Below are 23,665 nucleotides of genomic sequence, written 5' to 3'. Positions count from 1 at the left end.
TTGAACGAGTCTTGGAGGGGAGTACCCCATCCTTCGGCATTGATCGTCAGCACGGTAGCGTTACGCTCCCGGTCGTGCCGGCCCAGCTGCAGTTATCTAGCCGGGCGGGGGAGACCTCCGGTCAATTTGTTGTATCTTCGACCGGAGGGATGTACCAATGCACGTGCCATTGTGGATCTGGGCGATTTCCATCGTCGTCATTCTTGGTTTCTTTGTTTTTGATTTCTACTCCCACGTGCGCACCCCGCACGAGCCGACGCTGAAGGAATCCGGGTTCTGGACCCTATTCTACGTCGGTGTCTCTTTACTTTTTGGTGCCGGCGTGTGGGCCGTTTGGGATCACGAGCACGGCATTCAATACTTCACGGGTTACGTGACCGAGAAGGCGCTATCCGTAGATAACCTCTTTGTTTTCGCGCTTATCATGGGCGCCTTCAAGATCCCGCGTAAGTACCAGCAAAAGGTATTGCTCATCGGTATCGTCATCGCCTTGGCATGCCGCTTGGTATTCATCCTTTTGGGTGCTGCGGTCATCGCGGCGTGGTCCGATATCTTCTACCTGTTCGCGATATTCCTTATCTACACAGCGATCAAGCTCATTGTCGATGAGATTCGCGACGCCCCCGAAACCGATCCCAATGACATGGGCATCATCAAGCTGATCCGCAAGGTAGTCCACGTCACCCCGCGCTATCACGGCGATAAGCTCACGCACCGCGTGGAAGACTCCTCGGGCAAGCGGAAATTCGCGTTCACCCCGCTATTTATTGCGTTGGTGTCCATTGGCCTTATCGACGTGATGTTTGCCTTCGACTCCATCCCAGCCATCTACGGCATTACCTCGGAAGCGTTCTTGGTCTTTACCACCAATGCCTTCTCCCTCATGGGCTTGCGCCAGATGTACTTCCTGCTGGATGGCCTATTGGATCGCTTGGTGTACCTGCCCTATGGTTTGGGCATCATCTTGGGCTTCATCGGTGTAAAGCTCATGTTCCATGCGCTGCATGAGAATAACTTGCCGTTTGTAAACGGCGGCGAGAACGTGGAGTCCATCCCAGAATTTTCCACTATCACCTCTCTTATTGTGATCGTGGGCGTCCTAGTCATTACGGTTATCGCCTCGATTATCAAAAACAAGCGCGATGAGAACCAGGGCGGAGTACCGGTATCGCACAACCACTTCGACTGGGACGAGGAAGGCAATAAGATCGTCCGCAACAAGAAGGGCGAATTCTTGGGCAAGGCCGAAGACCTGCCCAAGGAAGAGCTACCGCACTAGAAGCGGGCGTTGACGGGATTCCATTCGCGGAAGCTGCGGCCGGTAATGCAGCCGGCCTGGTAGAAGGGGTCTTGGTCCATGAGGGCGATGGCGTCGGCGACCACGGCGTCGTCGCCAAGCCCCACGATGATGAGCGCGCCGCCCTTGGAATCCGTCAACGGGCCAGTGGCAATGATGGTGCCCTCCTCAAAAAGCTGCGCGGTAAACTCGCGGTGCGCGGGGCGGGCCTTAGCAATCTCAGGATTATTAGGGTTGTAGTCGTAGCTCACAGCAAAATACTTCATGCTTCGCATTTTAAAATGCAGGGGCATCCAAGCGCAGGTGCTTGGTGCTAACAGGTAGTATGTATAACGTGAATCAACCCGGAACACAGTCAGCGCAATCCTCGGATGTGAATCCACAGGTATCCAATTGGAACCTGCCAAATATTCTCACCAGCCTGCGCATTCTTTTCATTCCGGTTTTCGCATGGCTGGTGATTGCCGGCCATGACTGGTGGGCTTTTGGCCTATTTGCGGCCCTAATGCTGACAGATAAGCTCGACGGGGACATCGCACGTGCCCGTGGCCTTATCACCAATTTTGGCAAAATCGCTGATCCCATCGCGGATAAAGCGCTTATGACTACCGCATTGGTGTGCCTCAACATCATTGGGGTACTGCCAGTGTGGATTACCGTGGTCATTCTCATCCGTGAGTTCGGTATCACCATCTGGCGTATGGTTTTGTTGCGCCGCGGCAAGGTCGTTCCTGCTTCGAAGGGCGGCAAGCTGAAGACTGTATTGCAATCCTTGGCAGTCGGGCTGTATCTGTGGCCCTTGCCGGAGTGGATGAACGTTCCTACTTTCCTGGTGATGCTCTTGGCTGCAGTGGTGACCGTGGTTACCGGCGTTCAGTACCTCATCGACGGCAAGAAGCAGAATAGCTAGGTAGTTCATGAGCTCCATGGCGGCCCGCCTCGTATCTGAACTCACCGAGCGCGGCGAAACTTTGTCCTTTTGTGAGTCACTTACTGCTGGGTTGGCCAGCGCCACGGTGGCTTCCGTCCCTGGAGCTTCGGCTGTGTTGCGCGGAGGGCTTGTAACATATGCCACCGAGGTGAAATCCCACTTTTTGCACCAACCGGTAGCCGATATCGAAGCAGCCGGTGTGGTTTCTGGGGAGACCGCCCTTGCAATGGCGCGCGCGGCGGTGGCAGAAACCGCTGCGGACTGGGGGATAGGCCTTACCGGGGTGGCGGGACCAGACCTACAGGAAGGCAAGCCGGCGGGCACGGTTTATATCGGAATTTTTTCTCCTAGCGGAGTCAGTTTTTCGCAGCAGCTGTCCGGGTTGGGGAAAGAGCGAAACGAAATCAGAGAGGCCACGGTCGCAGCCGCCTTGCGGCTCCTGGGCTCAACTTTGGAAGAAAATCCGGCACTGCGGGAACAATAACGAGACAAGGAGCGTTGACCATAGTGATGAACACTTCTACTGCAGTCCTCGAACACTCGGTAAACAGCGCTACTGCACCAGCGGCGCCCGCCACTGCTCGTACCCCTGAGCCGCTTTTGCGTGAGGCTCTTGGGTTGACGCTGCGTGCCTTCCGCGCGGACAAGGGAGTGACCCTGCGGGAATTGGCCGGGGTCGCCCGCGTGTCGCCGGGTTACCTTTCAGAGCTCGAACGCGGTCGCAAGGAGGTCTCCTCTGAGCTCCTTGCGTCTGTGTGCCACGCGCTAGATTGCTCGGTCTCTGACGTATTGATTGAAGCAGCCGGTTACATGGCCCTGCCCTCCATGGATGAGGAGCTAGCCCATACGGCACCTGCCGCATCAGAGCTTTAGCCCACAGCGGTCTATGTCAACAGCCGGCCTATTCTCTCGCGAGGAGGGTCGGCTGTGATGGTTAAGGGGGGCGTCGGCAAGCGCCCGCGACCGTGGGGAATGCAAGCGGTAGAAACAGTGCTTCGCTAGTATAAACAGCAGAACATTACGCACATTTTTAACCTAGAAAGGTTGAAGCACACCATGGCGAACCCATTTGTTAAGGGCTGGAAGTACCTGATGGCACTCTTCGATAATAAGATCGAGGAAAACGCCGATCCGAAGGTGCAGATCGAGCAGGCTATTGAGGATGCTCAGCGCCAGCACCAGGAGCTGTCTCAGCAGGCGGCCGCCGTGATTGGTAACCAGCGCCAGCTGGAAATGCAGCTTAACCGCCGTTTGGCAGAGGTAGAAAAGCTGCAGGGCAATGCTCGCCAGGCTCTGGAATTGGCTGATCAGGCCCGTGCCAAGGGCGATGAAAATAAGGCCGTGGAGTACGAGAATGCGGCAGAGGCCTTCGCTGCCCAGCTGGTTACCGCGGAAGAGTCCGTGGAAGATACCAAGAAGCTGCACGACCAAGCACTGCAGCAGGCAGAAAAGGCCAAGAATGCGGTTCAGCGCAACAATGCCGCGCTGCGCGAAAAGGTCAATGAGCGTTCCAAGCTGCTTTCCCAGCTGGAGCAGGCAAAGATGCAGGAAAAGGTCTCTGAGTCTTTGAACTCCATGAACGAGCTGACTGCCAATGGCAATACGCCGTCTCTGGATGCTGTACGCGATAAGATTGAGCGCCGTTACTCCAAGGCACTCGGCCAGGCTGAGCTTGCTGAGAACTCCGTGGAAAACCGCATGGCCGAGGTACAACAAGCTGGTATTCAGATGGCCGGTCATTCCCGCTTGGAGCAGATTCGCAGCGAAATGAACTCTTCTAAGTCCGTGGAAGGTAATAAGGCTCAGGCCATTGAGGGCAATAAAGCGTCCGGCTCTGCTGCCGACAACGCTGCTCAGCCAGGCAGTGCCAACAACGATGCTGTGCAGGCCCGTCTGCGTGAGCTGCGTGGGGAGTAAACCCCCGACAGTCTTTTAAATAATTATCGCCTCCCTCGGCCATCATGTGGTGGTGCAAGGGAGGCGATAACTTTTGCTGCTAGTCGCCGACGCCGCGGGCCTGCAAAGCCTCACCCATGGCGCGCGCTCGCCGGATGGAGCGAATGATAACCGGGGTGCCAAATGCGAGCGGGGACATCCCGGCACCGCGCGCTTTGCGGGCATCTAGGACTTCATAGACGGTTTCAAACATCAACGGGATGAGACGAATAGTCAGTGACATAGCCAAGCTGATGTTTTCTACCGGTATTCCGAAGCGCTTTAGGGGCTGTAGCGACTCTTCCAGCGACTCCATAATCTCATCGACCGTGGAGGTCAGCGTGAGCAAGAAGGCAGCCATCATAGCGGCGAAGACATTGAGGAACATCACCGCCGCATAGTCGAAGTCCTTTGCCCACCATTGAAAGCCAGCTAGGGGGACTAGGAAAAAGAGTGGCGGCCAGATCTGACTCCACGCAATGCCCAGTGGAATCTGGGCGCAAGCATAGAGAAAGACGACAAAAATGACACCGCCTGCTGCCCACGGAATGGACTTGAAAAAGATGCTGGTGACCAGGATAAAGACTAAGAGGAATGCGATCTTCCTACTGGGCTTGATGCGGTGAACAAAGCTCGTGCCGTCAACATAGACCGAAAGTGGGAGATTCGTGCGTCGTTGCATGACAATTCTCCCTACAGCGGCCGCTGGGCCATGAGGTCTTGGTAAAAAGCTATGACCTCCGCCGGCCGGCCATCCGCGGCGATGCGGTGGTTATCGATGCAAATGACCCGATCAAAATCGCGCAGAAAGTCCAGATCGTGCGTCACCACAATTAGTTGCTGTTCCAATCGCGCGAATTCTCTTTTGATTCGATCGCGGTTGCGCAGATCGAGCAGGGTAGTGGGCTCATCAGCGATGATGAGAATCGGGTCGATGACCATGACCGCTGCCAGCGCGAGGAGCTGCTTTTGTCCGCCGGAGAGCGTATGCGGTGAGCGCTCAGCAAAGTCGGCGAGCCCAAAGCGCTCGAGGACAGCATCAACACGGGCGAGTCGCTCGTGTTTGGGCAGCTTAAAGCGGCGGAGCGAAAAGGCGACGTCATCGCGCACATTGGGCATGACAATCTGGTTTTCAGCATCCGAAAAGACAAACCCCACCTTTTCGCGTACCTTTTTGCCCTGCTTGGCGACGTCCATCTGGTCCACCGTCACCGTACCTTCACTAGGTTCGCCCAACCCATTAATGAGCCTGGTTAAGGTGGATTTTCCGCCACCATTCTGGCCGATGATGCCAATGCGTTGTTCGGTGAGGGTGAGGTTGATGTCCTCGAGCACCACGGTGTCATCAAAAGCCACCGAGACTGAGGAAAATTCGATCGTGGGCACTAGGCAGCCTTTCGTCCCATCAGATCGGGGAAGGCAGCGTGAACACCGAGAGCGATGATGACGGCAACGACAAGCTTTCCGGCATCGACGGGGATGAAGGGCAATTGGGCGGCGAAGGCTGGACCAATCTCCAAGCCGGAGCGGATCATGAGACCAAAGGCGCCGCAGATGTACTGGACGGCAAGGCCGGCAACGGCAGCAATGGCAAGGATGACCGCCATGCCGCCCTTGTTCTTAGGGGAGCGGTAGGCAATTGCACCTGCAACCGCTGGCGAGAGAACATAGCCGATGATGTAGCCTGCGGTCGGGCCTGCCAGCGCGCGCAGCGTGGTACCGCCACCTGCCAGAACTGGGAGGGCGAGCCCCAGGAACAAGAAGAGTAGTCCCACGTAACCGCCGCGCTTGCTGCCCAAAATTAGGCCGGCGAGGATCAGCGCTGCGTTTTGCAGCACAATGGGCACGCCGGCTGAACCGACGGGGATGGATACGAAGGCAAGGACAATGACGAGAGCGGTAAACACGGCAACATAGGCAATGGTGGTTGCCAGAGAGTTCTTTTTCATGCTCAAGAGGTTAGCACTGCATGAAAACTGCAGACAATTGAGGGTTTTGAACGGTGTTCATTTGAGGCTGACAATGCTAAGCCAGAGAGATAGCGGCGGGCCCCCAATTGACGTTCTCCGGCCTGCTGGCGTCCGTGCTTTAGTGCTGAGTAGGATGGCGCGCATGCGATTGACCGAGTATCACCAGCTCATTGTGGATGAATTTGGCGAGTCTAAGGGAAAGTGGATTAGCCACTCCCATGTCCTGCCTGACCTCGGGGCGACACCCGATGAGCTTATCGAACGCGGCGTCGATCCGCGTCGCGTCTGGCTGAGCCTGTGCGATGACTTTGATGTACCGAAGGAGCGCAGGTTGGGGGTCGATTACCCTACTTTATAGCGGCGTCGAATTTGACGGACTGGCGTGTTCACTTTCAAAATTCGAACAGATGTATGTAAGATGGCGGAAGTGTCGATGCAGTCGTCTACAGTGGGATGGCGTTGACGGAGGGAACCGTTTGAGTTCCACGGCAGTCTAATAATGCGTTAGTACATCGTCGTTAAAGATAAGGATGAAAGTTAATGGCAACCAAAAAGAAGTCTTCTTCTGCCGCCTCTAAGGGAGATGACCGCCAAAAGGCCCTCGATGCCGCAATGGCCATGATTGAGAAGGACTACGGCAAAGGCGCTGTGATGCGCCTGGGCGATGACAACCGCCCACCGATTAAGGCCATTTCTTCCGGTAATACCGCAATCGATGTCGCTCTGGGCATTGGCGGTTTCCCGCGCGGGCGCATCGTAGAGATTTATGGCCCGGAGTCTTCTGGTAAGACCACTGTTGCGCTGCACGCTATTGCATCCGCGCAAAAGGACGGCGGCATTGCCGCGTTTATTGACGCCGAGCACGCGCTCGACCCGCAGTATGCTCGCCTGCTTGGCGTGGATACCGATAACCTCTTGGTTTCCCAGCCAGATACCGGCGAACAGGCCTTGGAGATTGCCGATATGCTGGTGCGCTCTGGCGCAATTGACATCATCGTCGTTGACTCCGTAGCTGCCCTTACCCCGAAGGCGGAAATTGAAGGTGAGATGGGCGATAGTCACGTCGGCCTCCAGGCCCGCCTGATGTCCCAGGCGCTGCGCAAGATGACCGGTGCCCTGTACAACTCCGGTACCACCGCTATCTTCATTAACCAGCTGCGCGAAAAGATTGGCGTGATGTTCGGCTCGCCAGAGACCACCACCGGTGGTAAGGCGCTCAAGTTCTACTCTTCCGTGCGCTGCGATATCCGCCGCATCCAGACCTTAAAAGATGGCCAAGATGCCATCGGTAACCGCACCAAGCTCAAGGTAGTAAAGAACAAGGTCTCGCCACCATTTAAGATTGCCGAGTTCGACATCATGTATGGCGAAGGCATCTCTCGCGAGTCCTCCATCATTGACCTTGGCGTCGAAAACGGCTTCATCCGCAAGTCCGGCTCTTGGTTTACCTACGAAGGCGACCAGTTGGGCCAGGGTAAGGAGAAGGCGCGTAATTTCCTGAAGGATAACCCGGATCTGGCCAATGAAATCGAGCAGAAGATTTTCCAGAAGCTCGGTATCGGCGAGGCCGCGGCCGAAGGCGAGGAGGGCGCTGCGATGGACGTTCCTGGTGCCGATGACCCATTGACCGATGAGTCCGTGGATCTCGTTCCAAACGTCGATTTTGATGACGACTAAAATCGTCTAACCCGTCCCCATACAGTCCGCGTACCTTTAGAACCTGCATCATGAATCAGCCCGCCCCCGAAAAGCTCGCTCAACTCCGACAGGCCCTCGAAGCCTATGAGAATGGAGCAGCTGGGGGCGGGCTTTTTGATCGAGAGGCAGAAGAAGCTAAGGCCAAGGTCCGCTCTCGGGCGCTGGGTCTTTTGGATCAGCGTTCTAGGTCCCGGAAAGAGCTTTATGACCGTCTAGTAAAGGCCGAGTTTGAGCCAGATGTCGTTGAGGACGTGCTAGATGATTTAGCCCACGCGGGCCTGGTGAACGACGCCGCTTTTGCACACGAGTGGGTGCGCCAGCGCCATAAGCGGCGCGGCAAGTCCAGCTCGGTTCTCAACAGGGAATTGCGGGAAAAGGGCGTGAGCGAGGCTGACCGTGCTGAGGCCCTCGAGCAAATTGACCCTGCCGATGAACAGGCCATGGCACAGGCCCTTGCGGAAAAGAAGGCTCGCTCCATTAAGACCGTTCCCCCGGATCGCAAGGAGCGCGACAAGGCCCTACGCCGCATCGTGGGTGTGCTGGCACGCCGCGGCTTCAATGAAGGGATGTCGCTACAGATCGCAATCGCAGCGCTTGACGCGCGGTGCGCGGAGCTGCGCGCAGAGGACTGATACGGCCAGGTAGGGTAGCGCCGGAATGGCCAAGTCCGGCAGTTATGAGATGCCTAGCTTCATGGCTAAACTATGCCGACGTGGAGCAGACAATCGCAGATAACCGTACTTATGAAGTCCGAACTTTCGGCTGCCAGATGAATGTGCACGATTCAGAGCGCATCTCTGGCCTCTTGGAGGAGGCCGGCTACGCGGCCGCCGGCGAAGGCGTGGAGCCAGATCTCATCGTCTTCAATACCTGCGCCGTGCGCGAAAATGCCGATAAACGGCTCTACGGCACCTTGGGTGCCTTGAAGAAGACAAAGGAAAATCATCCCGGCATGCAAATTGCCGTGGGTGGTTGCTTGGCGCAGAAAGACAAGGACACCGTCCTAGATAATGCCCCGTGGGTTGATGCTGTCTTTGGCACCCACAATATGGCGGCCCTGCCGACGCTGCTAGAGCGCGCCCGGCACAACGACGAAGCACAGGTGGAAATCGTTGATTCCCTCGAGGCCTTCCCGTCGGTCTTGCCAGCCAAGCGTGAGTCTGCCTATGCCGGCTGGGTTTCTGTTTCCGTAGGTTGCAATAACACCTGCACGTTCTGCATCGTTCCTTCCCTGCGCGGCAAGGAAGAGGACCGCCGGCCCGGCGATATCTTGGCCGAGGTCAAAGCCCTAGTAGATCAGGGCGTATCCGAGGTCACCTTGCTGGGGCAAAACGTCAATGCTTATGGCGTCAATTTCGCCGATCCCGAGATGCCGCGCGACCGTTTCGCCTTTTCTAAGCTTTTGCGCGAGGTAGGCAAGATCGAAGGCCTTGAACGCCTACGTTTTACCTCCCCGCACCCAGCGGAGTTTACTTCGGACGTCATCGATGCCATGGCCGAGACCCCGGCCGTGTGCCCGCAGTTGCATATGCCGCTGCAGTCTGGCTCCGACAAGGTCCTTAAGGACATGCGCCGTTCCTACCGCACGAAGAAGTTCCTGCGGATTCTGGACGAGGTACGGGATAAGATTCCGCACGCCGCAATCACGACCGATATCATTGTGGGCTTCCCAGGCGAGACCGAGGAAGACTTCCAAGACACCATGGAGCTAGTGCGCCGCGCTCGTTTCGCCTCGGCCTTTACCTTCCAGTATTCGCCGCGTCCGGGAACCCCGGCTGCGGAAATGGAGGACCAGATTCCCAAGGAGGTCGTCCAGGATCGTTTCGAGCGTCTCGTTGCCCTGCAAGATAGCATCCAGGCCGAGGAAAACAAGAAGCTCATCGGCACGGATGTGGAGCTTTTGGTGCAGGCCGAAGGCGGCCGCAAGAACGATGAAACCCACCGCATGACCGGCCGCGCGCGCGATGGACGCCTGGTGCATTTCACCCCGGTTGATTCGGAAGGCACGGATATTTCGGCGGAGATTCGCCCGGGCGATGTGGTGCATACCCAGGTCACCGGTGCGGGCTCCTTCTTCTTGCTTGCCGACGCCGCCGTGACCTCCCACACCCGCACCAAGGCCGGCGACATGTCTGCTGCCGGCGAAACGCCTACCACCGCACCCATCGGCGTCGGTCTGGGATTGCCGTCGATTGGCAAGCCCGCGGTGGCCGAGTCCGGCGATTCCTGCGGTTGCTAGCAGGGGAGTAGGCTAGGGAGCCATGACTGAGGAAAATTCGACCACCGCAGCCCACAATGCAGCTAACGCTGAGCGGAGAGCAGCACAAACAATGGACCTCGGCGGTCACAAGGTGACGCTGTGCATTGCAGTGGTGGCCTATATCCTCTACCTGGTTTTGCCCTACGCCGGCTCGGCCCACGGTTGGGAGGCATTGACCTTTGGCACCACCTCAAGTGGCGTCAGGATTTCCATCATGGAAACCGTCTCCGCGTGGCTCGCGCTCATTGGGTTGGGCATTCTTACTCCGGTGACGCTGTTCACCCGTCGCGCTACGCCGGGGCTCATTGCATGGATGCTGGTGACGGTGTCCTTCTTTGCCAACCTTTGGGGCTTCTGGTTCCGTGGCTCTACTGCCGACGGGGCGTCGCTGGGCATGTGGGTAGGAATGCTGGCTACTTTCCTCGCATTTCTGGCTTATAGCACGGTGGCGCTGCGCCGCAGCCCAGAGCAGAAGGCCGCCGAAGCCCGCGTGCGCGCCACCGCCGGACAGCTCGATGAGGTGGGCGAATTTCAATCCAGGATTGACGCGGCACCGCAGCGGGAGCCACTGGTGGACAATCGCCGCAAGCAAGCCGCCGAACGCCACCGCGCCCAGCGCGGCGAGCAGTAGGCCTACCGCCACTAGTCCCGCAGCTGCAATTCCCACGCAGAAGAACGGGAGAGTTCCCGGGCGCCCAGGCTGCGGTAAATGGCATTCATTGCCGCGTCCTTGGCGGCAACGGAACAATAGCAGCGCCGCACTCGCGGCCAATAGCCTGCCACCTCATGCAGCGCTGTGAGCTTGGCTAGCTGCGCAAGTCCGCGGCGGCGGTGCGGGCGATCGGTCACAGTCAGAGTCCACTCGCATACTTCAGGATTCGCGTCCTCGTGCCGAGCCATTTCGGTTAGTGCGAGAATGCTCCCGTCCTCAGCGGTGAGTGCTATAAGAAGCGTGTGCCCGCGGCGAGAGCGCAGGCGGCTGTGCGCTTCGCGCAATCGAGCACGCGTCCACACGATGGGCTCCACCGTCAGATCACCAGTTTCCGCGTCGGCGGAAGCTAGGCTAAGCAGCCGCATGACCTCGTCGAGGTAGCCCTCAGGGATGTCGTAATCCGGCCAGACTCGGGCGGTGATTCCCGCCGGGAGCAGTGCTGCGACAGGGCTTTCGGGGATATCCATCACCAGCTGGTGCTCCGCATGCCTCTGCGTAAATCCCAACTCGCGGTAGATGCTGCCCATAGCGTCGTAGTCTGGGTCCGCGCCCGGCGGGTGCAATAGTCCTACGTGCGCTACGGTGCGGCCGAGTTTACGGGCCAGCTCCAGCGCCTTCGCACCCATCCACTCAGCAACCTTGCGCCCTTCCTCATCGAGTTGCTCGCCGGGCAGAGGCAGGTCGCACAGCACGCATTCAATCTCTGCGGCCTCGCGCTCCTCCAACAGCGGCAGGCTGATGTGGATGAACCCGAGGTAATCCAGCTCCGGGCTCGGCTCCACCGAGGGGATGAGCGGCAGTCCCAGCTCAGAAACCTCACCAAGGGTGGAGTCGCCGTCCACTACGGCAAAGAGATGGGTCTGTGATTCGCTAGAACCCTGCAGACGCTGAACCACGCGGCCGGGCGACGTCGACGCCGCGGCATCGCCGCTTGCTTCTTGGGCCGCCAAGTTGGCCCAAAAGACGAAGCTGCGAATGCAGTCCGCAGGTTCGCTGGGCCGGGCGTCAGTGCTAGGCGAGTGCGCCGGCCGCGGTGGCCGCGCAATGTGGACGAGGTGCACTACTTATCGTTAACGGCGTTAGCGGCGGCGTCGGCAAAAGCCTGCCACTGCTCCGCCTGCGCGCGCAGATCAGCGGCCTTTTTCGCATTGCCCTTGGCCTCAGCTGCCTCGGCCTGGGAGTTAAACTCGTCGACCTTAGCTTGGAACTGCGCCACGCGTGCTTGCGCCTCTGGGTCGGTGCGGCGCCACTCGGACTTTTCTGCGTCAGCGACGCGCTGCTCCAGCGCCTCAATCTTGGACTCGTACTCGCGCACCTGCTTGCGGGGAACGAAGCCAATCTCTTCCCACTTTTCCTGCAGCTCGCGCAGCTTAGCCTTCGCACCCTCAATGCCCTTGGACGGGTCGATCTGGCCGTCGTACTCCGCAATCAAGGCGTCCTTGGCCTTGGCATTTTCCGCAAACTCACGGTCGCGCTCGTCATTGACGGCATTGCGGGCATTGAAGAACTTGTCCTGGGCGGCGCGGAAGCGGGCCCACAGCTTATCGTCCACGTCGCGCGGGGCGCGGCCGGCGGCCTTCCATTCGGTCATCAAATCGCGGTAGGCGCGGGCGGTGGGTCCCCACTCGGTGGAATCCTGGATGGCCTCGGCACGCTCGACGAGTTCTTCCTTCTTCTTGCGGGCAACCGCACGGGCGCGGTCCAGCTCGGCAAAGTGGGAGCCGCGACGGCGGTTGAAGGAGTCGCGGGCGCGGGAGTAGCGCTTCCACAGGGCATCATCGGTCTTGCGATCAATGCCCTTAATCTGCTTCCACTCTTCTAGGATGGCGCGGATGCGGTCGCCTGCGGCCTTCCATTCGGTGGAGTTTTCGGCAATTTCTTCTGCCTCAGCTGCCAGCTTTTCCTTGGCAGCGATAGCTTCCTCGCGGCGGCGCTCCTTATCGGCCTGCGCCTGCTCGCCGGCTTCTACCGAGTGCTCAATGACGGCAACAAGGCGGCGGTCAAGGGCTGCGATATCACCGATCACCGCAGCGGTAGGCAGGGTGTCGCGCAGTTGCGCTGCGGTCTTCTTGATGCCAGCGGCCTCACTAGGGTTGGCGCGCAGGCGCGCCTCGAGCAGTTCAATTTCGGTGGAGAGGTCGTCGTAGCGCGCGCCGTAGTGCTGTAGGCCCTCCTCGGGGGTGCCGGCCTGCCATTCGCCAATCTTGCGTTCGCCCTCCGGAGAGGAAACGAAGACGGAACCATCCGCGTCGACGCGGCCCCACTTGGCTGGGTCATTCTTGCTGGGTGCCTGGACGGGAACAGGCTTTGCGGTGGGACGAGGGCCCTTCTTGGGCATGGAACCTGGGGTAGGGATGGGAGACATGACAAGCCCTCCTATGCATAGATCGCCGCGCGTCACGGCTGCCGAATAAAATCACTGGATACATTACCGCGAATATCCCGCGCGTGCCCAGATTCTATTTAATTACCTCCACTTGGGTAGATAGTATGGAGGAATAATGTTCAATCTCATGGTAATGCCAGCCTCACCCGCGCTGGCCGTGGAGCTTTCCTCCAATGACGCCGCCTCCCGCGCACTGCTTGCCGCTGCCCGCACCCTTGCGGTGGAAGCTGCGGCCGCCGGCATAACGCAGGTAGATATCGTCGGCAGCCAGGACAAGCGCTGGTACACCGCCCACACCGGCAGCTTAAAGGCGTGGGGTGCGGCCACGAACCTAGGCGGCGGCAATTATCTACCCGAGATTATGGCCCGTTACGTGCTGCACAGCGTGCCGCAGCTTAACGCCCGCGCTAGCCGGGAGCACATTGGCCAGCCGGATCCGGCGGCGCTCACTATCGTCGTGGCAGATGGCAGCGCGGGCCTGACCGAGCGCGCCCCCTTGGCGCTCGTTCCCGGTGCCCAGGAAGCGCACGAGTGGTGCGAGGAGGTGCTGATGGGGGCGTCGGCAAGCAAGGTCGGCGAGTGGCTGTCCCAGCGCGGTGTGGTAGAGCCTGCACTGTGGGAGGAGTTAGCAGGACTACAGCCAAAGAAGGCGCAATTGCTGGCTACCGACGCCACCTTGGGCGTCGGCCGCTACGTTGCAGGATGGGAGGTCTAATGCGCCCCATTGCAGTGTTTGGACCCACCGCTTCCGGCAAATCTGCGCTGGGGTTGGCGCTGGCGCAGGAGCTGGACGGTGAGGTGGTCAACGTCGATTCCATGCAGCTCTACCGCGGTATGGACATTGGCACCGCCAAGCTCACCCCGGCTGAGCGCGAGGGAATCCCGCACCACCAGCTCGATGTGTGGGCCGTGACTGAGACCGCTTCTGTGGCGCGCTACCAGCGCGATGCCATCGCGGACGTGGAAGGCATCATGGCCCGCGGCAAGACACCAATCTTGGTCGGCGGCTCCATGCTTTATGCCCAAGCGCTTGTCGACGACTGGCAGTTCCCACCCACCGACCCCGCTGTCCGCGCCAAGTATGAGGCCCGGCGCGTAGAAATCGGTACCGATGCCCTGCATGAGGAGCTGGCGCAGGTGGATCCGGCCGCGGCCAAAATCATTGAAGATAAGGACCCGCGGCGCACCGTGCGCGCCCTGGAAGTCATCGAGTTAACCGGCAAGCCCTATAAAGCCAGCCAACCGCCGAAGGACGCCCCGCCGCGGTGGGGTACCCGTCTGCTCGGCCTGCGCACCACCGCAGACTGGCTCAATCCGCGCATCGAGCTGCGCACGCGCCAGATGTTTGAGCGCGGGCTCATCGAGGAAGTCGAGCGCCTCCAAGCTCAGGGCTTGGTGGCCGATTCCACGGCCGGGCGTGCCATAGGCTATGCGCAGGTATTCCAAGCCCAGCGTGGCGAACTTACGTGGGATGAGGCCGTCGAGCGCACTATTACCGGGACACGGCGCTACGTGCGCCGCCAACGTTCCTGGTTCAACCGGGACAAGCGCATCACGTGGTTGGATGCCGCGGGCGATACGACCGCCCAGGCGCTGCGCGCGCTAGGGTAGGGAGCATGAAATTTGCCAAGGGTCATGGAACTGAGAACGACTTTGTCATCGTCGAAGACCACGCGGCCGCCACGCCGCTTGCCCCCGAGCGCGTAGCGGCGCTGTGTGATCGCCGCGCCGGTATCGGCGGCGATGGTGTGCTGCGCGTCGTGCGCGCCGAGGCCCTGCTCGCGGCCGGGGAAGTCGAGGCGCTGGCCGAGGGCATCGCGCCCACTGACTGGTTCATGGACTATCGCAACGCTGACGGTTCCGTGGCCGAAATGTGCGGCAATGGCACCCGCGTTTTCGCCCATTGGCTGCGCTCGCGCGGCCTCGTCGAAGAAGACGAGTTCACCATTGGCACCCGTGCCGGCGCCAAGCGCGTGACGGTGCACTCGTGCGATGAGCACGCGGCCGAGGTCACCGTGGAGATGGGACCGGCCGAAGTAACGGGTGTATCCACCGCGTCCATGGCAGGAGAAAGCTACGCCGGTCTAGGCGTTGACATGGGCAACCCGCACCTCGCGGCCGTGGTGCCGGGGCTGGACGCCGAGGGACTTGCGGCCAAGACTTTCGAGCAGCCCGTCATCGATGAGTCTTTCTTCCCGGCCGGCGTGAATGTTGAGGTTGTGACCCCGCTGCGCGATGGCCACGTGCACATGCGCGTCTTTGAGCGCGGGGTAGGAGAGACCCGCTCTTGCGGCACCGGCACCGTGGCGGCCGCGACCGCCGCGCTTGCCGACGCCGCCGTTGACCACACCACCACCCCTCACGGCACCGTGCACGTACACGTTCCCGGCGGGGAAGTGACGGTGGACATCTACGAGGGTGGCTCGCGCCTGACCGGCCCGTCCGCGATCGTCGCCACCGGCGAGACCTCCCTTTAGACCGCGTCGGGCCCGACGCGCGCGGTGAGCGGTGAGTGCTTAGGCGCTGCGCCCTTCGTTTTCCTCTTCCTCGAACGCTTGCTCTTCGAGGGCTTGGCGGCGCAGGGCGCGATTTTTTACTTCGTTCTTTTCATACTTTGGCCCGAGCGCAAAAGCGGCGCGGCGGGCCGACAGCCAGGTTTCCTTGAGCTCGCGGGCTCGTTCATCGGTCACCCTGAGCAAGGATTCCAGCTCGTTGGTGCTGACCTCTTCCGCAGTCACGCGCAGGTTCAACCGGCGCAGGAATCGCCGAGCGCCCGAGATCTCATAATGGAATGCTTCGATGGTGGGGTCGGAGCAATCCAGATCTAAAAGCGCGGGCCGGTAGAGCGTGCGGTCCGCGATCTTCTCGGCCGCCTCGGAGGACCGGAAGTCTTCGTACTCCGCCAAGACGTCCTCAATATCTTCGGCCGAGAGCCGAATAGAGCTGCGCAGCGCCGCCTGCTCCGAGGCGTCCGGCCGGGTGTGGAGCATAAGCAGCGCCGCCGCGATAAGTAGTGCCGCGATGAAAACCCCGGGAAGTTTTAGGGTTGCCACAACCGCCACTGATCCCACCAGGATCAGCGCGAGGACCAGCACCCGCCGGTTTCTCGCATTTTCAGGGAAGGGCATCCACACAGCTATTTCACCAGACCTTCGCGTCAGCTCTTAGTGGCCGCCGCAGCCGCAGCCACCAGAGCCACAACCGCAGCCAGCGCCGTCGCCGCAGCCACCGCTGGGCATTTCAATAGAAGCCGTCAGCAGGGCGGTGCCGGCCACGATAGTGTCCTTGGCAGGCAGCTCGTCGTTACCAGCAGGCAGGCAGAGATCGAAGGGAAAGAGGCCGTCCATGACGAGGTGGGCGAATTTCTCGCCGGTTAGCTCATTGGTACGCCACTCGGATTCCATGACGCGGGCCGCAAAAGTCGCGGCCGGGGTAGGAACCTCCGCGCCTGAACCGGAGGAAATAACCTTCGCTCCTGCGGACTCGAAGAGCGCCGGGAACTCGCCCTCGGCCGCCTCGTAGGCATCGGCCGACTCGTAGGTGCGGATATCGAGGCCCATGGCGGTGAGGGAGATTTGCTGCCATTGCTGCAAGGGTTCGTCGGCAAGCAAAGGCCCCTGCGCCAGGTTCGCGGTGGCCTGGGCGATGGTGGTGCCGAAAGGATCGATAATCTCCAGCAGCGCGAGAACATCGTTGACCATCTCTACGTGGGCGAACCCTTGCGTAACCGCATTGAAGCCAATGAAAGTAGCAAAAGGTTCCACCGCGAGAATATTGAGTTGCGCGCCCGATGGATCGGTGAACTGGATCAGCTGACCACCGCGTACCTCACCGGTAACGGCCAAGCGATCGCTAGCAATAGCGGCCTCGACAGCATCCTGCCAGCGTTCGAAATTGAGGCCAATGGCCTGCATCTCGGTATTCTGCTTCACCCCAGTGTCCTTATCGTTCATGCCCGCCATTGTATCGCCTTGTGCAGCCAGCTAAGAATCCGCAATTCCCGCTTTCGGCCGTAACGTGCCAAAATGAGAGGTAGTATGACCGAATTTTCCCAGCACAATAACGACGATCTCCTCGCCCGCGCGTTCCGCTTTAACGACGCCCCGGCCGCACCAGAGGCGACGCCCACCACCGGTGACCTTGACCTGGCAGAGCGTAACGCCTTCCGTCGCGTTACCCGTGAGACCACCATCCGCGCCGAAGACACCACCGATGGCTATGAGGTGGAGTACCGAAAGCTGCGCCTCGAGCGCGTCATCCTGGTGGGCGTGTGGACCGAAGGCACCGTGGCCGAAGTCGAAGCCACCATGGACGAGCTCGCGGCGCTGACCGAGACCGCCGGCGCCGAAGTAGTAGAGATGATCTACCAAAAGCGCGATAAGCCTGATTCCGGCACCTTCATTGGCTCCGGCAAGGTCAAGGAATTGCGCGACATCGTCGAGGCCACCGGCGCCGATACCGTGGTGTGCGATGGCGAGCTCAACCCCGGCCAGCTCACCGCTCTCGAGCGCGCGCTTAACACCAAGGTCATTGACCGCACGATGCTCATCCTTGACATCTTTGCCCAGCACGCCAAGTCCAAAGAGGGCAAGGCGCAGGTTTCCTTGGCGCAACTGGAATACCTCTACACCCATACCCGTGGTTGGGGCGGCAACCTTTCGCGCCAGGCGGGCGGCCGCGCCGGCTCCAACGGCGGCGTGGGCCTGCGTGGTCCCGGTGAGACCAAGATCGAGACGGATCGTCGCCGCATCCGCACGGAGATGGCCCGGCTGCGCAAGGAGCTGCGCGCTATGAAGACCGCCCGTGAGGTCAAGCGTTCCAAGCGCCAGCGCTCCACCATCGCGCAGATAGCCATTGCCGGCTACACCAATGCCGGAAAGTCCTCGCTCATTAACGCTATGACCGGCGCCGGCGTGCTGGTGGAGGACGCACTCTTTGCCACGTTGGACCCCACCACTCGCCGTGCCACGCTTGCCGACGGCCGCCAGGTCGTCTTCACCGACACCGTCGGCTTTGTCCGCCACCTGCCCACGCAGCTGGTCGAGGCCTTCAAATCCACCCTGGAAGAGGTGCTGGCCGCCGATATTATGTTGCACGTGGTCGATGGCTCTGACCCCTTCCCGCTCAAGCAGATTGAGGCCGTCAACCAGGTCATCTATGACATTGTCGCGGAAACCGGCGAGCAGGCCCCGCCCGAGATCATCGTGATCAACAAGATCGACCAGGCCGACCCGCTTGTGCTCGCCGAGTTGCGTCACGTACTCGACCACGAGGATGTTGTCTACGTATCCGCGCGCACGGGCGAGGGAATCGACGAGCTGACCGCGCGCGTGGAGCTTTTTCTCAACTCCCGCGATAGCCACGTCAAGCTGCAGGTTCCCTTCACCCGCGGCGATGTGGTCGCCCGCGTTCACGCCGAGGGCACGGTGCGCCACGAGGAGTACACGGCCGATGGCACGCTTGTCGACGTCCGCCTTCCCGCACCCACCGCCCGCGAACTCGCCGAATTCATCGTGGAGGAAGTTTCCTAAAACCAACCTGGGTGATCCATAATTAAGGCTCGTGAGCTTAAAAGGTTGGACCGTCCACGGAGACGGTAAAAGGATTGCACCGGGCGCGGTCGTGGCGCCGGAAGAACGACTCAGCTGGGGCCGAACCATCGGCATCGGAATGCAGCACGTGGTGGCCATGTTCGGCGCTACGCTTTTGGTTCCCACTTTGACCGGATTCCCCGTCAATACGACGCTGCTCTTTTCCGGTCTCGGAACCATTTTGTTCCTGCTTATCACGCGCAACCGGCTGCCGTCTTACCTCGGTTCCTCGTTCGCGTTCATCGCGCCGCTTTCGGCGTCGCAGCAGTACGGTATTGCCGCGCAAGCTGGCTCCATTTTGGTCACCGGCCTCGTCTTGGCCGCGGTGGGTGTGGCAGTCAAAATCGCCGGCCGCCGCGTGCTCGACGCCGTCATGCCGCCGGCCGTCACTGGTGCAATCGTGGCCCTCATCGGCCTGAACCTAGCGCCGAATGCGGCCGAGAACTTCGCCTCCCAGCCGCTCGTGGCCGCCGTGACGCTGCTCGTCATCTTGCTGGCCACCGTGGCCGGCCGCGGTATGGTCTCGCGCCTATCCATTCTGCTCGGCGTGGTCGTCGGCTGGGTCTTCGCCGCGCTGACCGGCAACCTCGGCGATGACGCCGTCGCGGCCATCGATGCCGCCCCGTGGGTGGGCCTGCCGGAATTCCACGCGCCTTCCTTCAACGTCTCCGCCATTGCCGTGGCACTTCCCGTACTGGTAGTTCTCATCGCGGAAAACGTCGGCCACGTCAAGGCCGTCTCCGAGATGACCAAACGCGACCTCGATGACCTGGCCGGTGACGCCCTGATCGCCGATGGCCTCGCGTCCACCCTTGCCGGCGGCTTCGGCGGCTCCGGTACCACGACCTACGCCGAAAATATCGGCGTCATGGCCGCAACGCGCGTGTATTCCACCGCCGCTTACTGGGTAGCAGCCTTTACCGCCATCCTTTTGGCCTTCGTGCCGAAGTTTGGTGCGCTGATTTTCACCATCCCGACCGGCGTTCTGGGCGGCGCCTGCATCGTGCTGTATGGACTCATCGGCATGCTAGGTGTGCGCATCTGGATGGACAATAAGGTCAATTTCAATAACCCGGTCAACCTGACTGCGGCCGCGGTGGCGCTTATCGCGGGCATTGGCAACCTGACCCTCACCGTGGGTGGGGTTTCCCTCGAGGGCATTGCGTGGGGCTCGGTAGGCATCATCGTGGCCTATCCGATTATGAAGAAGCTTTACGATTCCGTCGGCGAGGGTCACGGCGCCAAGTACTAATTTTCCACCTGTGGATAACTGCCCGTCGCGCGCCCGCGGCGGGCAGTGTTGTTGACGGGCCAACGCGGGTTATCCACAGCGGGCCGATATGCGGCTCGCGTGGGCGTGTGGGGGCTATTTAACTTAGCGGCATGACCGCATTGGACGCATACTTAAACGCCGTGAACGCCGGCATGGACATTGTCGCCGCCGTTCAAGGGCTGAGCGATCGCGAGCTCATCGCGCGGGGCGCCTCCGACATCGCCGCGCGCGACCTGCTGCGTCTATGCGATACCTATTTCGGCCGGTGCGGCTTTGCTGCTAAACAGCGAGCGGCGCGGCAGACTAGGCATTCCCTCGACGTGCTACTGCTGATTGAAAAATACGCCTTGCGCTTGCCGACGCAGCGCGATGCCTGGACCCTACGCACCGAACTGTGTTCCTTTCGCGGCAGCGCCACCGCCTTGGAAAAGCGTGCCCGCGCTTTGGTACGCGAGCTGCGACCGCGCCGCGCGCCCGAAAAGGGAGTGCGCATTACCCGCCGCTCCGGCGGCCCATGGTCACTGACCATTACCGGGGATTCGGCCGATGTGGCGGATATGCACGCTGCATTGGATGCCAATAAGCCCCTGGAATCTGCCAAAGACCTCTTCTTTGGCAAGGCGGATGCAACGCGGGCGACGGTGACGACGCAGGTGGTTCTCACCCTTGACGAGCTCGACCGAATAGTCGACGGCGGCGGCGAGGAAATTACCCTCCAACTCACCAATGGCGCTCGAATCACCGGAGCGGAGCTTGTCGCGCGGACACTGAGCGAGCACGGCTATGTCACGCTCGTCCATCCCCATGAGGGGCCGGTCAACCTCTACCGGACCTCGCGCGTGGCCAATGACAAGCAGCGGCTCATGGCGGCTGCGGTCAACCCGGTATGCCCGTGGGAGAGCTGCAACTATCCCGCCGACAGGTGCCAGATTCACCACCTCAAAGCCTGGAAGCATGGCGGCGAGACCAACGCTGCGAACCTTGCGACCTGCTGTCCCTATCACAATGGCGTCAATGACGATGACCCCAACGCCCCGCCGCGCCGTGGCCGGCTAGCCCGGGTGCGCGGGCAGGTGAGGTGGGTGCCACCGTGGGGATAGGTGGCGTCGGCAAGCGAAAAGCTCCCTACCGCAAGGGTGGGGAGCCTAAAGTGGAACCGTTTTAGGACTTAGGAAGCGTCCAGGTCCTTCTCGATGAGAGCAGCAATCTTTTCCACTGCTTCTTCGTTTTCGGAGGTAACGGTAACCTCATCGCCCTGTTCTGCGCCAAGAGCCATGATCATCAGGGAAGAGGCCGCATCGGTCTCATCCTCATCATCATCGCCGACCAGGTTGAGGAAGATATCCTCATCGAACTCGCCGGCAGCGTCCGCGATAATAGATGCAGGACGTGCGTGCAGGCCTACAGAGGAGCCAACCTTTACAGTCTTGGAAGCCATCGAAAATATCCTTTCTTACGGGGATTTTTAGAATCCAGTGTACGAGTGTTTGGTTTATGCTGCCACGTTCTGGGCGGCTTCTTCGGCGGCCCTGTTAGGCCAGAATTGCTTCATCGCCAGCACCGCCGCAGTGGAGACAACCACGCCGGCCGCGATGGCCACGAGGTAGCCCCAGAACGGGTCGATGGCGAAGAAGACGAACACGCCGCCGTGCGGGGCACGGGAACCGACCGACAGGGCCATCGAAATCGCGCCCGTCACCGCGCCGCCGGCCATCATCGAAGGGATGACGCGGAACGGATCGGCCGCCGCAAACGGGATGGCGCCCTCCGAGACGAAGGACAGACCCAGCAGCCAGGCAGACTTGCCGTTCTCCTGCTCGGCCGGGGTAAACAGCGACTTGCGGATAAACGTAGCCAGCGACAGCGCAATTGGTGCGACCATGCCGGACGCCATGACGGCGGCCATGATCTGCATGGAGGACTCGTCACCGGTAGACAGCCCGGCCGTGGCGAAGAGGTAGGCCGCCTTATTGACTGGGCCGCCCAAGTCGAAGCACATCATCAGGCCGAGAATGATGCCCAGCAATACAGCCGAGGAACCGGACATGGACGATAGCCAATTTTGCAGGCCTTCCATGATGGCTGCCAACGGTGCACCCAGCAGCAGGTACATTGCGAGGCCGACGATTAGAGAGGTCAGCAGCGGGATAATAACAACCGGCATGAGCGAGCCTAGCCAACGCGGTACCTTCCAGTTGCCAATCCACATCGCGATGAAGCCTGCCAGCAGGCCAGTAACCAGGCCGCCGATGAATCCAGCGCCCAAGATAACGGCGATGGCGCCGCCAGCGAAGCCCGGAGCAATGCCCGGACGGCCGGCCAGCGCAAAGGCGATGTAGCCCGACAGCGCGGCGACGATGAAGCTCATTGCTGTTTGGCCTATAGCGAAGAGAACTGCGCCAAGGTAGAGCAGCAGGCCGGAGCGCTCGAAGTGCATGAGTTCGCCGTCAATGGTCACGTCGTGGCCGGGGAGGTTGCCGAGCGAAAAGTCCGTCGATAGTGCCTGCCAGCCGTTGGCCATATCGGCGCCGCCGAAAAGGAAGCCCAGGGCGAGCAGCAGGCCGCCGGCCGCGACGAACGGGACCATATAGGACACGCCGGTCATAATTGCCTGTTGGATGCGCTTGCCCCAACCGAGAGACTGACCTTCTTCTTCCGCGTCGGCGCGGGTAGCGGTGCCAGAGACCTTGTGGGTGTGCGGGTTGTGAGCGGCAGCGACGGCCTCGTCGAGCATGGTGCCGGGCTCATTGATGGCGCGTTTGACGCCGGATTCGATTACCGGCTTGCCGGCGAAGCGTTCGCGGTCGCGCACGCCGACGTCCGTGGCGAAGATGACCGCATCGGCCGCGTCGATTGTGGATTGGGAGACAGACTCATTATTAGACGAGCCCTGCGTCTCAACGGTCAGAGATACGTCGTCACGCTCGGCCGCGGTTTGGGTGAGGGCGTCGGCCGCCATGTAGGTGTGGGCGATGCCGGTGGGGCAGGCGGTGATGGCCACGATGCGGGTGACATCGGCCGAAGGCTCTGCGCTGGCAGGGGTTGCGGCCGAGGGCGCGGCGGCGGAGGAGCCGGCGGCACCGGCACCGGTTGCGGCAGTGCCGGCAGCAGCGCCCTGGGCGGCTGGGTCTTCGACTGGCTTCTTCTTCGGCTTTTCGGCATTGACAACGTCCAGCACAAGCCGAACGATTTCCTCCTTGGTGGGGGCGTTGCGCAGGGACTCGAGGAAGTCCTTGCGTACTAGAGCGCGGGCCAACTTGGACAAAATCTTCAAGTGGGCTTTGCCGCCGCCGGCCGGAGCAGCGATGAGAAAGACCAGCTGGGCGTCGCCGTCGGGGCCGGAGAAATCCACGCCGCGGCTTAGGCGGGCGAATGCGAGGGTGGGTTCGGTCACTGCCTCGGAGCGGCAGTGCGGAATGGCGACTCCGCCAGGGACGCCGGTGCCGGCCTTGGCCTCGCGGTCGATGGCGGGCTGTGCCAAACCGGCGATGTCGGTGGCTCGGCCGGTGTCATGGACTAGCGTGGCCAGGTTAGTGATGACGGAGTCAACGCTGTCGCCGAAGTCGGCGTCGAGCGCGACTAGGTCGGTAGTGATGAGGTCGGAAGCCATGA

26 protein-coding genes are annotated in these 23,665 nt (G+C 60.8%); 16 read left to right on the top strand and 10 right to left on the bottom strand.

Translation table 11 applies throughout. The features are described from left to right. Positions 1–157: 157 nt before the first annotated feature. Positions 158–1,279 (top strand): TerC family protein, encoded by a 1,122-nt coding sequence (locus RAE09_RS01435; protein ID WP_316980764.1) that lies wholly within the window; start codon positions 158–160, stop codon positions 1,277–1,279. Here the strand turns inward: RAE09_RS01435 and RAE09_RS01430 are convergent. Next, on the bottom strand, positions 1,276–1,563 hold the full coding sequence (locus RAE09_RS01430; protein ID WP_294164118.1) for a YciI family protein: 288 nt from the start codon (positions 1,561–1,563) through the stop codon (positions 1,276–1,278). The genes RAE09_RS01435 and RAE09_RS01430 overlap by 4 nt on opposite strands. A 59-nt stretch (positions 1,564–1,622) precedes the next feature. Here RAE09_RS01430 and pgsA point away from each other — a divergent pair, with 59 nt between their 5' ends. The 4 genes from pgsA (at position 1,623) to RAE09_RS01410 (ending at position 4,145) form a co-directional block, all read left to right on the top strand. Beyond that, positions 1,623–2,207: a CDP-diacylglycerol--glycerol-3-phosphate 3-phosphatidyltransferase gene (gene pgsA / locus RAE09_RS01425; RefSeq protein ID WP_239277515.1), complete on the top strand. Its 585-nt coding sequence runs from the start codon at positions 1,623–1,625 to the stop codon at positions 2,205–2,207. Between the two features lie 7 nt (positions 2,208–2,214). After that, the gene (locus RAE09_RS01420) at positions 2,215–2,712 is read left to right on the top strand and encodes a CinA family protein (protein ID WP_294164115.1); all 498 of its coding nucleotides are present in this window, start codon (positions 2,215–2,217) and stop codon (positions 2,710–2,712) included. A 26-nt stretch (positions 2,713–2,738) separates the two neighbouring features. Then, positions 2,739–3,101: a helix-turn-helix domain-containing protein gene (locus RAE09_RS01415; protein ID WP_049377430.1), complete on the top strand. Its 363-nt coding sequence runs from the start codon at positions 2,739–2,741 to the stop codon at positions 3,099–3,101. A 183-nt stretch (positions 3,102–3,284) separates the two neighbouring features. Next, complete coding sequence (locus RAE09_RS01410) at positions 3,285–4,145, top strand: PspA/IM30 family protein (RefSeq protein WP_005325125.1); 861 nt, start codon at positions 3,285–3,287, stop codon at positions 4,143–4,145. Positions 4,146–4,224: 79 nt separating this feature from the next. On the opposite strand, the gene RAE09_RS01405 is transcribed toward RAE09_RS01410, so the two are convergent. The 3 genes from RAE09_RS01405 to RAE09_RS01395 are packed head-to-tail and all read right to left on the bottom strand — an operon-like array spanning position 4,225 to position 6,112. After that, positions 4,225–4,845 carry an energy-coupling factor transporter transmembrane component T family protein gene (locus RAE09_RS01405; protein ID WP_316980763.1) on the bottom strand — a complete coding sequence of 207 codons (621 nt, stop codon included), beginning with the start codon at positions 4,843–4,845 and terminating at the stop codon, positions 4,225–4,227. Between the two features lie 11 nt (positions 4,846–4,856). Beyond that, positions 4,857–5,549 carry an energy-coupling factor ABC transporter ATP-binding protein gene (locus RAE09_RS01400; RefSeq protein ID WP_316980762.1) on the bottom strand — a complete coding sequence of 231 codons (693 nt, stop codon included), beginning with the start codon at positions 5,547–5,549 and terminating at the stop codon, positions 4,857–4,859. Next, positions 5,549–6,112, bottom strand: coding sequence for a biotin transporter BioY (locus RAE09_RS01395; protein ID WP_316980761.1), 564 nt, complete (start codon positions 6,110–6,112; stop codon positions 5,549–5,551). Before RAE09_RS01395 ends, RAE09_RS01400 begins: the two co-directional genes overlap by 1 nt. Positions 6,113–6,275: 163 nt before the next feature. Here RAE09_RS01395 and RAE09_RS01390 point away from each other — a divergent pair, with 163 nt between their 5' ends. The 5 genes from RAE09_RS01390 to RAE09_RS01370 all read left to right on the top strand — a co-directional run bounded on the left by RAE09_RS01390 (position 6,276) and on the right by RAE09_RS01370 (position 10,722). Next, a complete protein-coding gene (locus tag RAE09_RS01390; RefSeq protein ID WP_005325117.1) occupies positions 6,276–6,491 on the top strand; it encodes a DUF3046 domain-containing protein in 216 nt (71 codons plus the stop codon). Between the two features lie 182 nt (positions 6,492–6,673). Further along, positions 6,674–7,810 carry a recombinase RecA gene (gene recA, locus RAE09_RS01385; RefSeq protein WP_005328639.1) on the top strand — a complete coding sequence of 379 codons (1,137 nt, stop codon included), beginning with the start codon at positions 6,674–6,676 and terminating at the stop codon, positions 7,808–7,810. 50 nt (positions 7,811–7,860) lie between these two features. Then, positions 7,861–8,463, top strand: coding sequence for a recombination regulator RecX (recX, locus tag RAE09_RS01380; RefSeq protein WP_023021362.1), 603 nt, complete (start codon positions 7,861–7,863; stop codon positions 8,461–8,463). A 44-nt stretch (positions 8,464–8,507) separates the two neighbouring features. After that, the gene (gene miaB, locus RAE09_RS01375) at positions 8,508–10,070 is read left to right on the top strand and encodes a tRNA (N6-isopentenyl adenosine(37)-C2)-methylthiotransferase MiaB (RefSeq protein WP_285439544.1); all 1,563 of its coding nucleotides are present in this window, start codon (positions 8,508–8,510) and stop codon (positions 10,068–10,070) included. A gap of 22 nt (positions 10,071–10,092) precedes the next feature. Next, positions 10,093–10,722, top strand: a complete 630-nt coding sequence (locus RAE09_RS01370; protein ID WP_316980760.1) for an Rv2732c family membrane protein — start codon at positions 10,093–10,095, stop codon at positions 10,720–10,722. 11 nt (positions 10,723–10,733) lie between these two features. Here the strand turns inward: RAE09_RS01370 and RAE09_RS01365 are convergent, their stop codons facing one another. Both RAE09_RS01365 and RAE09_RS01360 read right to left on the bottom strand, forming a co-directional pair. Continuing rightward, positions 10,734–11,864: a GNAT family N-acetyltransferase gene (locus tag RAE09_RS01365; protein WP_316980759.1), complete on the bottom strand. Its 1,131-nt coding sequence runs from the start codon at positions 11,862–11,864 to the stop codon at positions 10,734–10,736. Continuing rightward, positions 11,864–13,168 (bottom strand): DUF349 domain-containing protein, encoded by a 1,305-nt coding sequence (locus tag RAE09_RS01360; RefSeq protein ID WP_302257929.1) that lies wholly within the window; start codon positions 13,166–13,168, stop codon positions 11,864–11,866. The genes RAE09_RS01365 and RAE09_RS01360 overlap by 1 nt, the downstream gene beginning before the upstream one ends. Before the next feature lie 136 nt (positions 13,169–13,304). Here RAE09_RS01360 and RAE09_RS01355 point away from each other — a divergent pair, with 136 nt between their 5' ends. From RAE09_RS01355 to dapF, 3 genes are read left to right on the top strand one after another with little or no spacing between them, the layout of a single operon-like run. Next, positions 13,305–13,904, top strand: a complete 600-nt coding sequence (locus RAE09_RS01355) for a hypothetical protein (protein ID WP_316980758.1) — start codon at positions 13,305–13,307, stop codon at positions 13,902–13,904. Further along, entirely contained in the window at positions 13,904–14,800 is an 897-nt protein-coding gene (gene miaA, locus RAE09_RS01350; RefSeq protein WP_316980757.1) for a tRNA (adenosine(37)-N6)-dimethylallyltransferase MiaA, read from the top strand. The genes RAE09_RS01355 and miaA overlap by 1 nt, the downstream gene beginning before the upstream one ends. A gap of 5 nt (positions 14,801–14,805) precedes the next feature. Then, positions 14,806–15,666, top strand: a complete 861-nt coding sequence (dapF, locus tag RAE09_RS01345; RefSeq protein WP_316980756.1) for a diaminopimelate epimerase — start codon at positions 14,806–14,808, stop codon at positions 15,664–15,666. A gap of 39 nt (positions 15,667–15,705) precedes the next feature. Here the strand turns inward: dapF and RAE09_RS01340 are convergent, their stop codons facing one another. Further along, a complete protein-coding gene (locus RAE09_RS01340; protein WP_394371978.1) occupies positions 15,706–16,317 on the bottom strand; it encodes a hypothetical protein in 612 nt (203 codons plus the stop codon). A 36-nt stretch (positions 16,318–16,353) separates the two neighbouring features. Then, positions 16,354–17,151: a hypothetical protein gene (locus RAE09_RS01335; protein ID WP_302257923.1), complete on the bottom strand. Its 798-nt coding sequence runs from the start codon at positions 17,149–17,151 to the stop codon at positions 16,354–16,356. Between the two features lie 75 nt (positions 17,152–17,226). On the opposite strand from RAE09_RS01335, the gene hflX reads away from it, so the two are divergent. The 3 genes from hflX to RAE09_RS01320 all read left to right on the top strand — a co-directional run bounded on the left by hflX (position 17,227) and on the right by RAE09_RS01320 (position 21,153). Further along, positions 17,227–18,720, top strand: coding sequence for a GTPase HflX (gene hflX / locus RAE09_RS01330; RefSeq protein ID WP_150851071.1), 1,494 nt, complete (start codon positions 17,227–17,229; stop codon positions 18,718–18,720). Positions 18,721–18,751: 31 nt separating this feature from the next. Further along, positions 18,752–20,032 carry a uracil-xanthine permease family protein gene (locus tag RAE09_RS01325; RefSeq protein ID WP_040425259.1) on the top strand — a complete coding sequence of 427 codons (1,281 nt, stop codon included), beginning with the start codon at positions 18,752–18,754 and terminating at the stop codon, positions 20,030–20,032. Between the two features lie 131 nt (positions 20,033–20,163). After that, positions 20,164–21,153, top strand: coding sequence for an HNH endonuclease signature motif containing protein (locus RAE09_RS01320; RefSeq protein WP_302257920.1), 990 nt, complete (start codon positions 20,164–20,166; stop codon positions 21,151–21,153). A 68-nt stretch (positions 21,154–21,221) separates the two neighbouring features. On the opposite strand, the gene RAE09_RS01315 is transcribed toward RAE09_RS01320, so the two are convergent. Both RAE09_RS01315 and RAE09_RS01310 read right to left on the bottom strand, forming a co-directional pair. Continuing rightward, on the bottom strand, positions 21,222–21,491 hold the full coding sequence (locus RAE09_RS01315) for an HPr family phosphocarrier protein (RefSeq protein ID WP_005325102.1): 270 nt from the start codon (positions 21,489–21,491) through the stop codon (positions 21,222–21,224). Positions 21,492–21,545: 54 nt separating this feature from the next. Further along, the gene (locus tag RAE09_RS01310; RefSeq protein WP_316980754.1) at positions 21,546–23,663 is read right to left on the bottom strand and encodes a PTS fructose transporter subunit IIABC; all 2,118 of its coding nucleotides are present in this window, start codon (positions 23,661–23,663) and stop codon (positions 21,546–21,548) included. Between the last annotated feature and the right edge of the window lie 2 nt (positions 23,664–23,665).

Origin of the sequence: Corynebacterium tuberculostearicum (assembly GCF_032821615.1) — a bacterium.
GTDB lineage: Bacteria > Actinomycetota > Actinomycetes > Mycobacteriales > Mycobacteriaceae > Corynebacterium > Corynebacterium tuberculostearicum_H.
Note: the sequence above shows the minus strand (reverse complement) of the source record. Positions and strands in the feature narration are given on the sequence as shown.

Bases quoted from the DNA above. Each gene is read 5' to 3' on its own strand.
- RAE09_RS01435 (WP_316980764.1), top strand. From the start codon at position 158: ATGCACGTGCCATTGTGGATCTGGGCGATTTCCATCGTCGTCATTCTT.
- RAE09_RS01430 (WP_294164118.1), bottom strand. From the start codon at position 1,563: ATGAAGTATTTTGCTGTGAGCTACGACTACAACCCTAATAATCCTGAG.
- pgsA (WP_239277515.1), top strand. From the start codon at position 1,623: ATGTATAACGTGAATCAACCCGGAACACAGTCAGCGCAATCCTCGGAT.
- RAE09_RS01420 (WP_294164115.1), top strand. From the start codon at position 2,215: ATGAGCTCCATGGCGGCCCGCCTCGTATCTGAACTCACCGAGCGCGGC.
- RAE09_RS01415 (WP_049377430.1), top strand. From the start codon at position 2,739: ATGAACACTTCTACTGCAGTCCTCGAACACTCGGTAAACAGCGCTACT.
- RAE09_RS01410 (WP_005325125.1), top strand. From the start codon at position 3,285: ATGGCGAACCCATTTGTTAAGGGCTGGAAGTACCTGATGGCACTCTTC.
- RAE09_RS01405 (WP_316980763.1), bottom strand. From the start codon at position 4,845: ATGCAACGACGCACGAATCTCCCACTTTCGGTCTATGTTGACGGCACG.
- RAE09_RS01395 (WP_316980761.1), bottom strand. From the start codon at position 6,112: ATGAAAAAGAACTCTCTGGCAACCACCATTGCCTATGTTGCCGTGTTT.
- RAE09_RS01390 (WP_005325117.1), top strand. From the start codon at position 6,276: ATGCGATTGACCGAGTATCACCAGCTCATTGTGGATGAATTTGGCGAG.
- recA (WP_005328639.1), top strand. From the start codon at position 6,674: ATGGCAACCAAAAAGAAGTCTTCTTCTGCCGCCTCTAAGGGAGATGAC.
- recX (WP_023021362.1), top strand. From the start codon at position 7,861: ATGAATCAGCCCGCCCCCGAAAAGCTCGCTCAACTCCGACAGGCCCTC.
- miaB (WP_285439544.1), top strand. From the start codon at position 8,508: ATGAGATGCCTAGCTTCATGGCTAAACTATGCCGACGTGGAGCAGACA.
- RAE09_RS01370 (WP_316980760.1), top strand. From the start codon at position 10,093: ATGACTGAGGAAAATTCGACCACCGCAGCCCACAATGCAGCTAACGCT.
- RAE09_RS01360 (WP_302257929.1), bottom strand. From the start codon at position 13,168: ATGTCTCCCATCCCTACCCCAGGTTCCATGCCCAAGAAGGGCCCTCGT.
- RAE09_RS01355 (WP_316980758.1), top strand. From the start codon at position 13,305: ATGTTCAATCTCATGGTAATGCCAGCCTCACCCGCGCTGGCCGTGGAG.
- miaA (WP_316980757.1), top strand. From the start codon at position 13,904: ATGCGCCCCATTGCAGTGTTTGGACCCACCGCTTCCGGCAAATCTGCG.
- dapF (WP_316980756.1), top strand. From the start codon at position 14,806: ATGAAATTTGCCAAGGGTCATGGAACTGAGAACGACTTTGTCATCGTC.
- RAE09_RS01340 (WP_394371978.1), bottom strand. From the start codon at position 16,317: ATGCCCTTCCCTGAAAATGCGAGAAACCGGCGGGTGCTGGTCCTCGCG.
- RAE09_RS01335 (WP_302257923.1), bottom strand. From the start codon at position 17,151: ATGGCGGGCATGAACGATAAGGACACTGGGGTGAAGCAGAATACCGAG.
- hflX (WP_150851071.1), top strand. From the start codon at position 17,227: ATGACCGAATTTTCCCAGCACAATAACGACGATCTCCTCGCCCGCGCG.
- RAE09_RS01320 (WP_302257920.1), top strand. From the start codon at position 20,164: ATGACCGCATTGGACGCATACTTAAACGCCGTGAACGCCGGCATGGAC.
- RAE09_RS01315 (WP_005325102.1), bottom strand. From the start codon at position 21,491: ATGGCTTCCAAGACTGTAAAGGTTGGCTCCTCTGTAGGCCTGCACGCA.
- RAE09_RS01310 (WP_316980754.1), bottom strand. From the start codon at position 23,663: ATGGCTTCCGACCTCATCACTACCGACCTAGTCGCGCTCGACGCCGAC.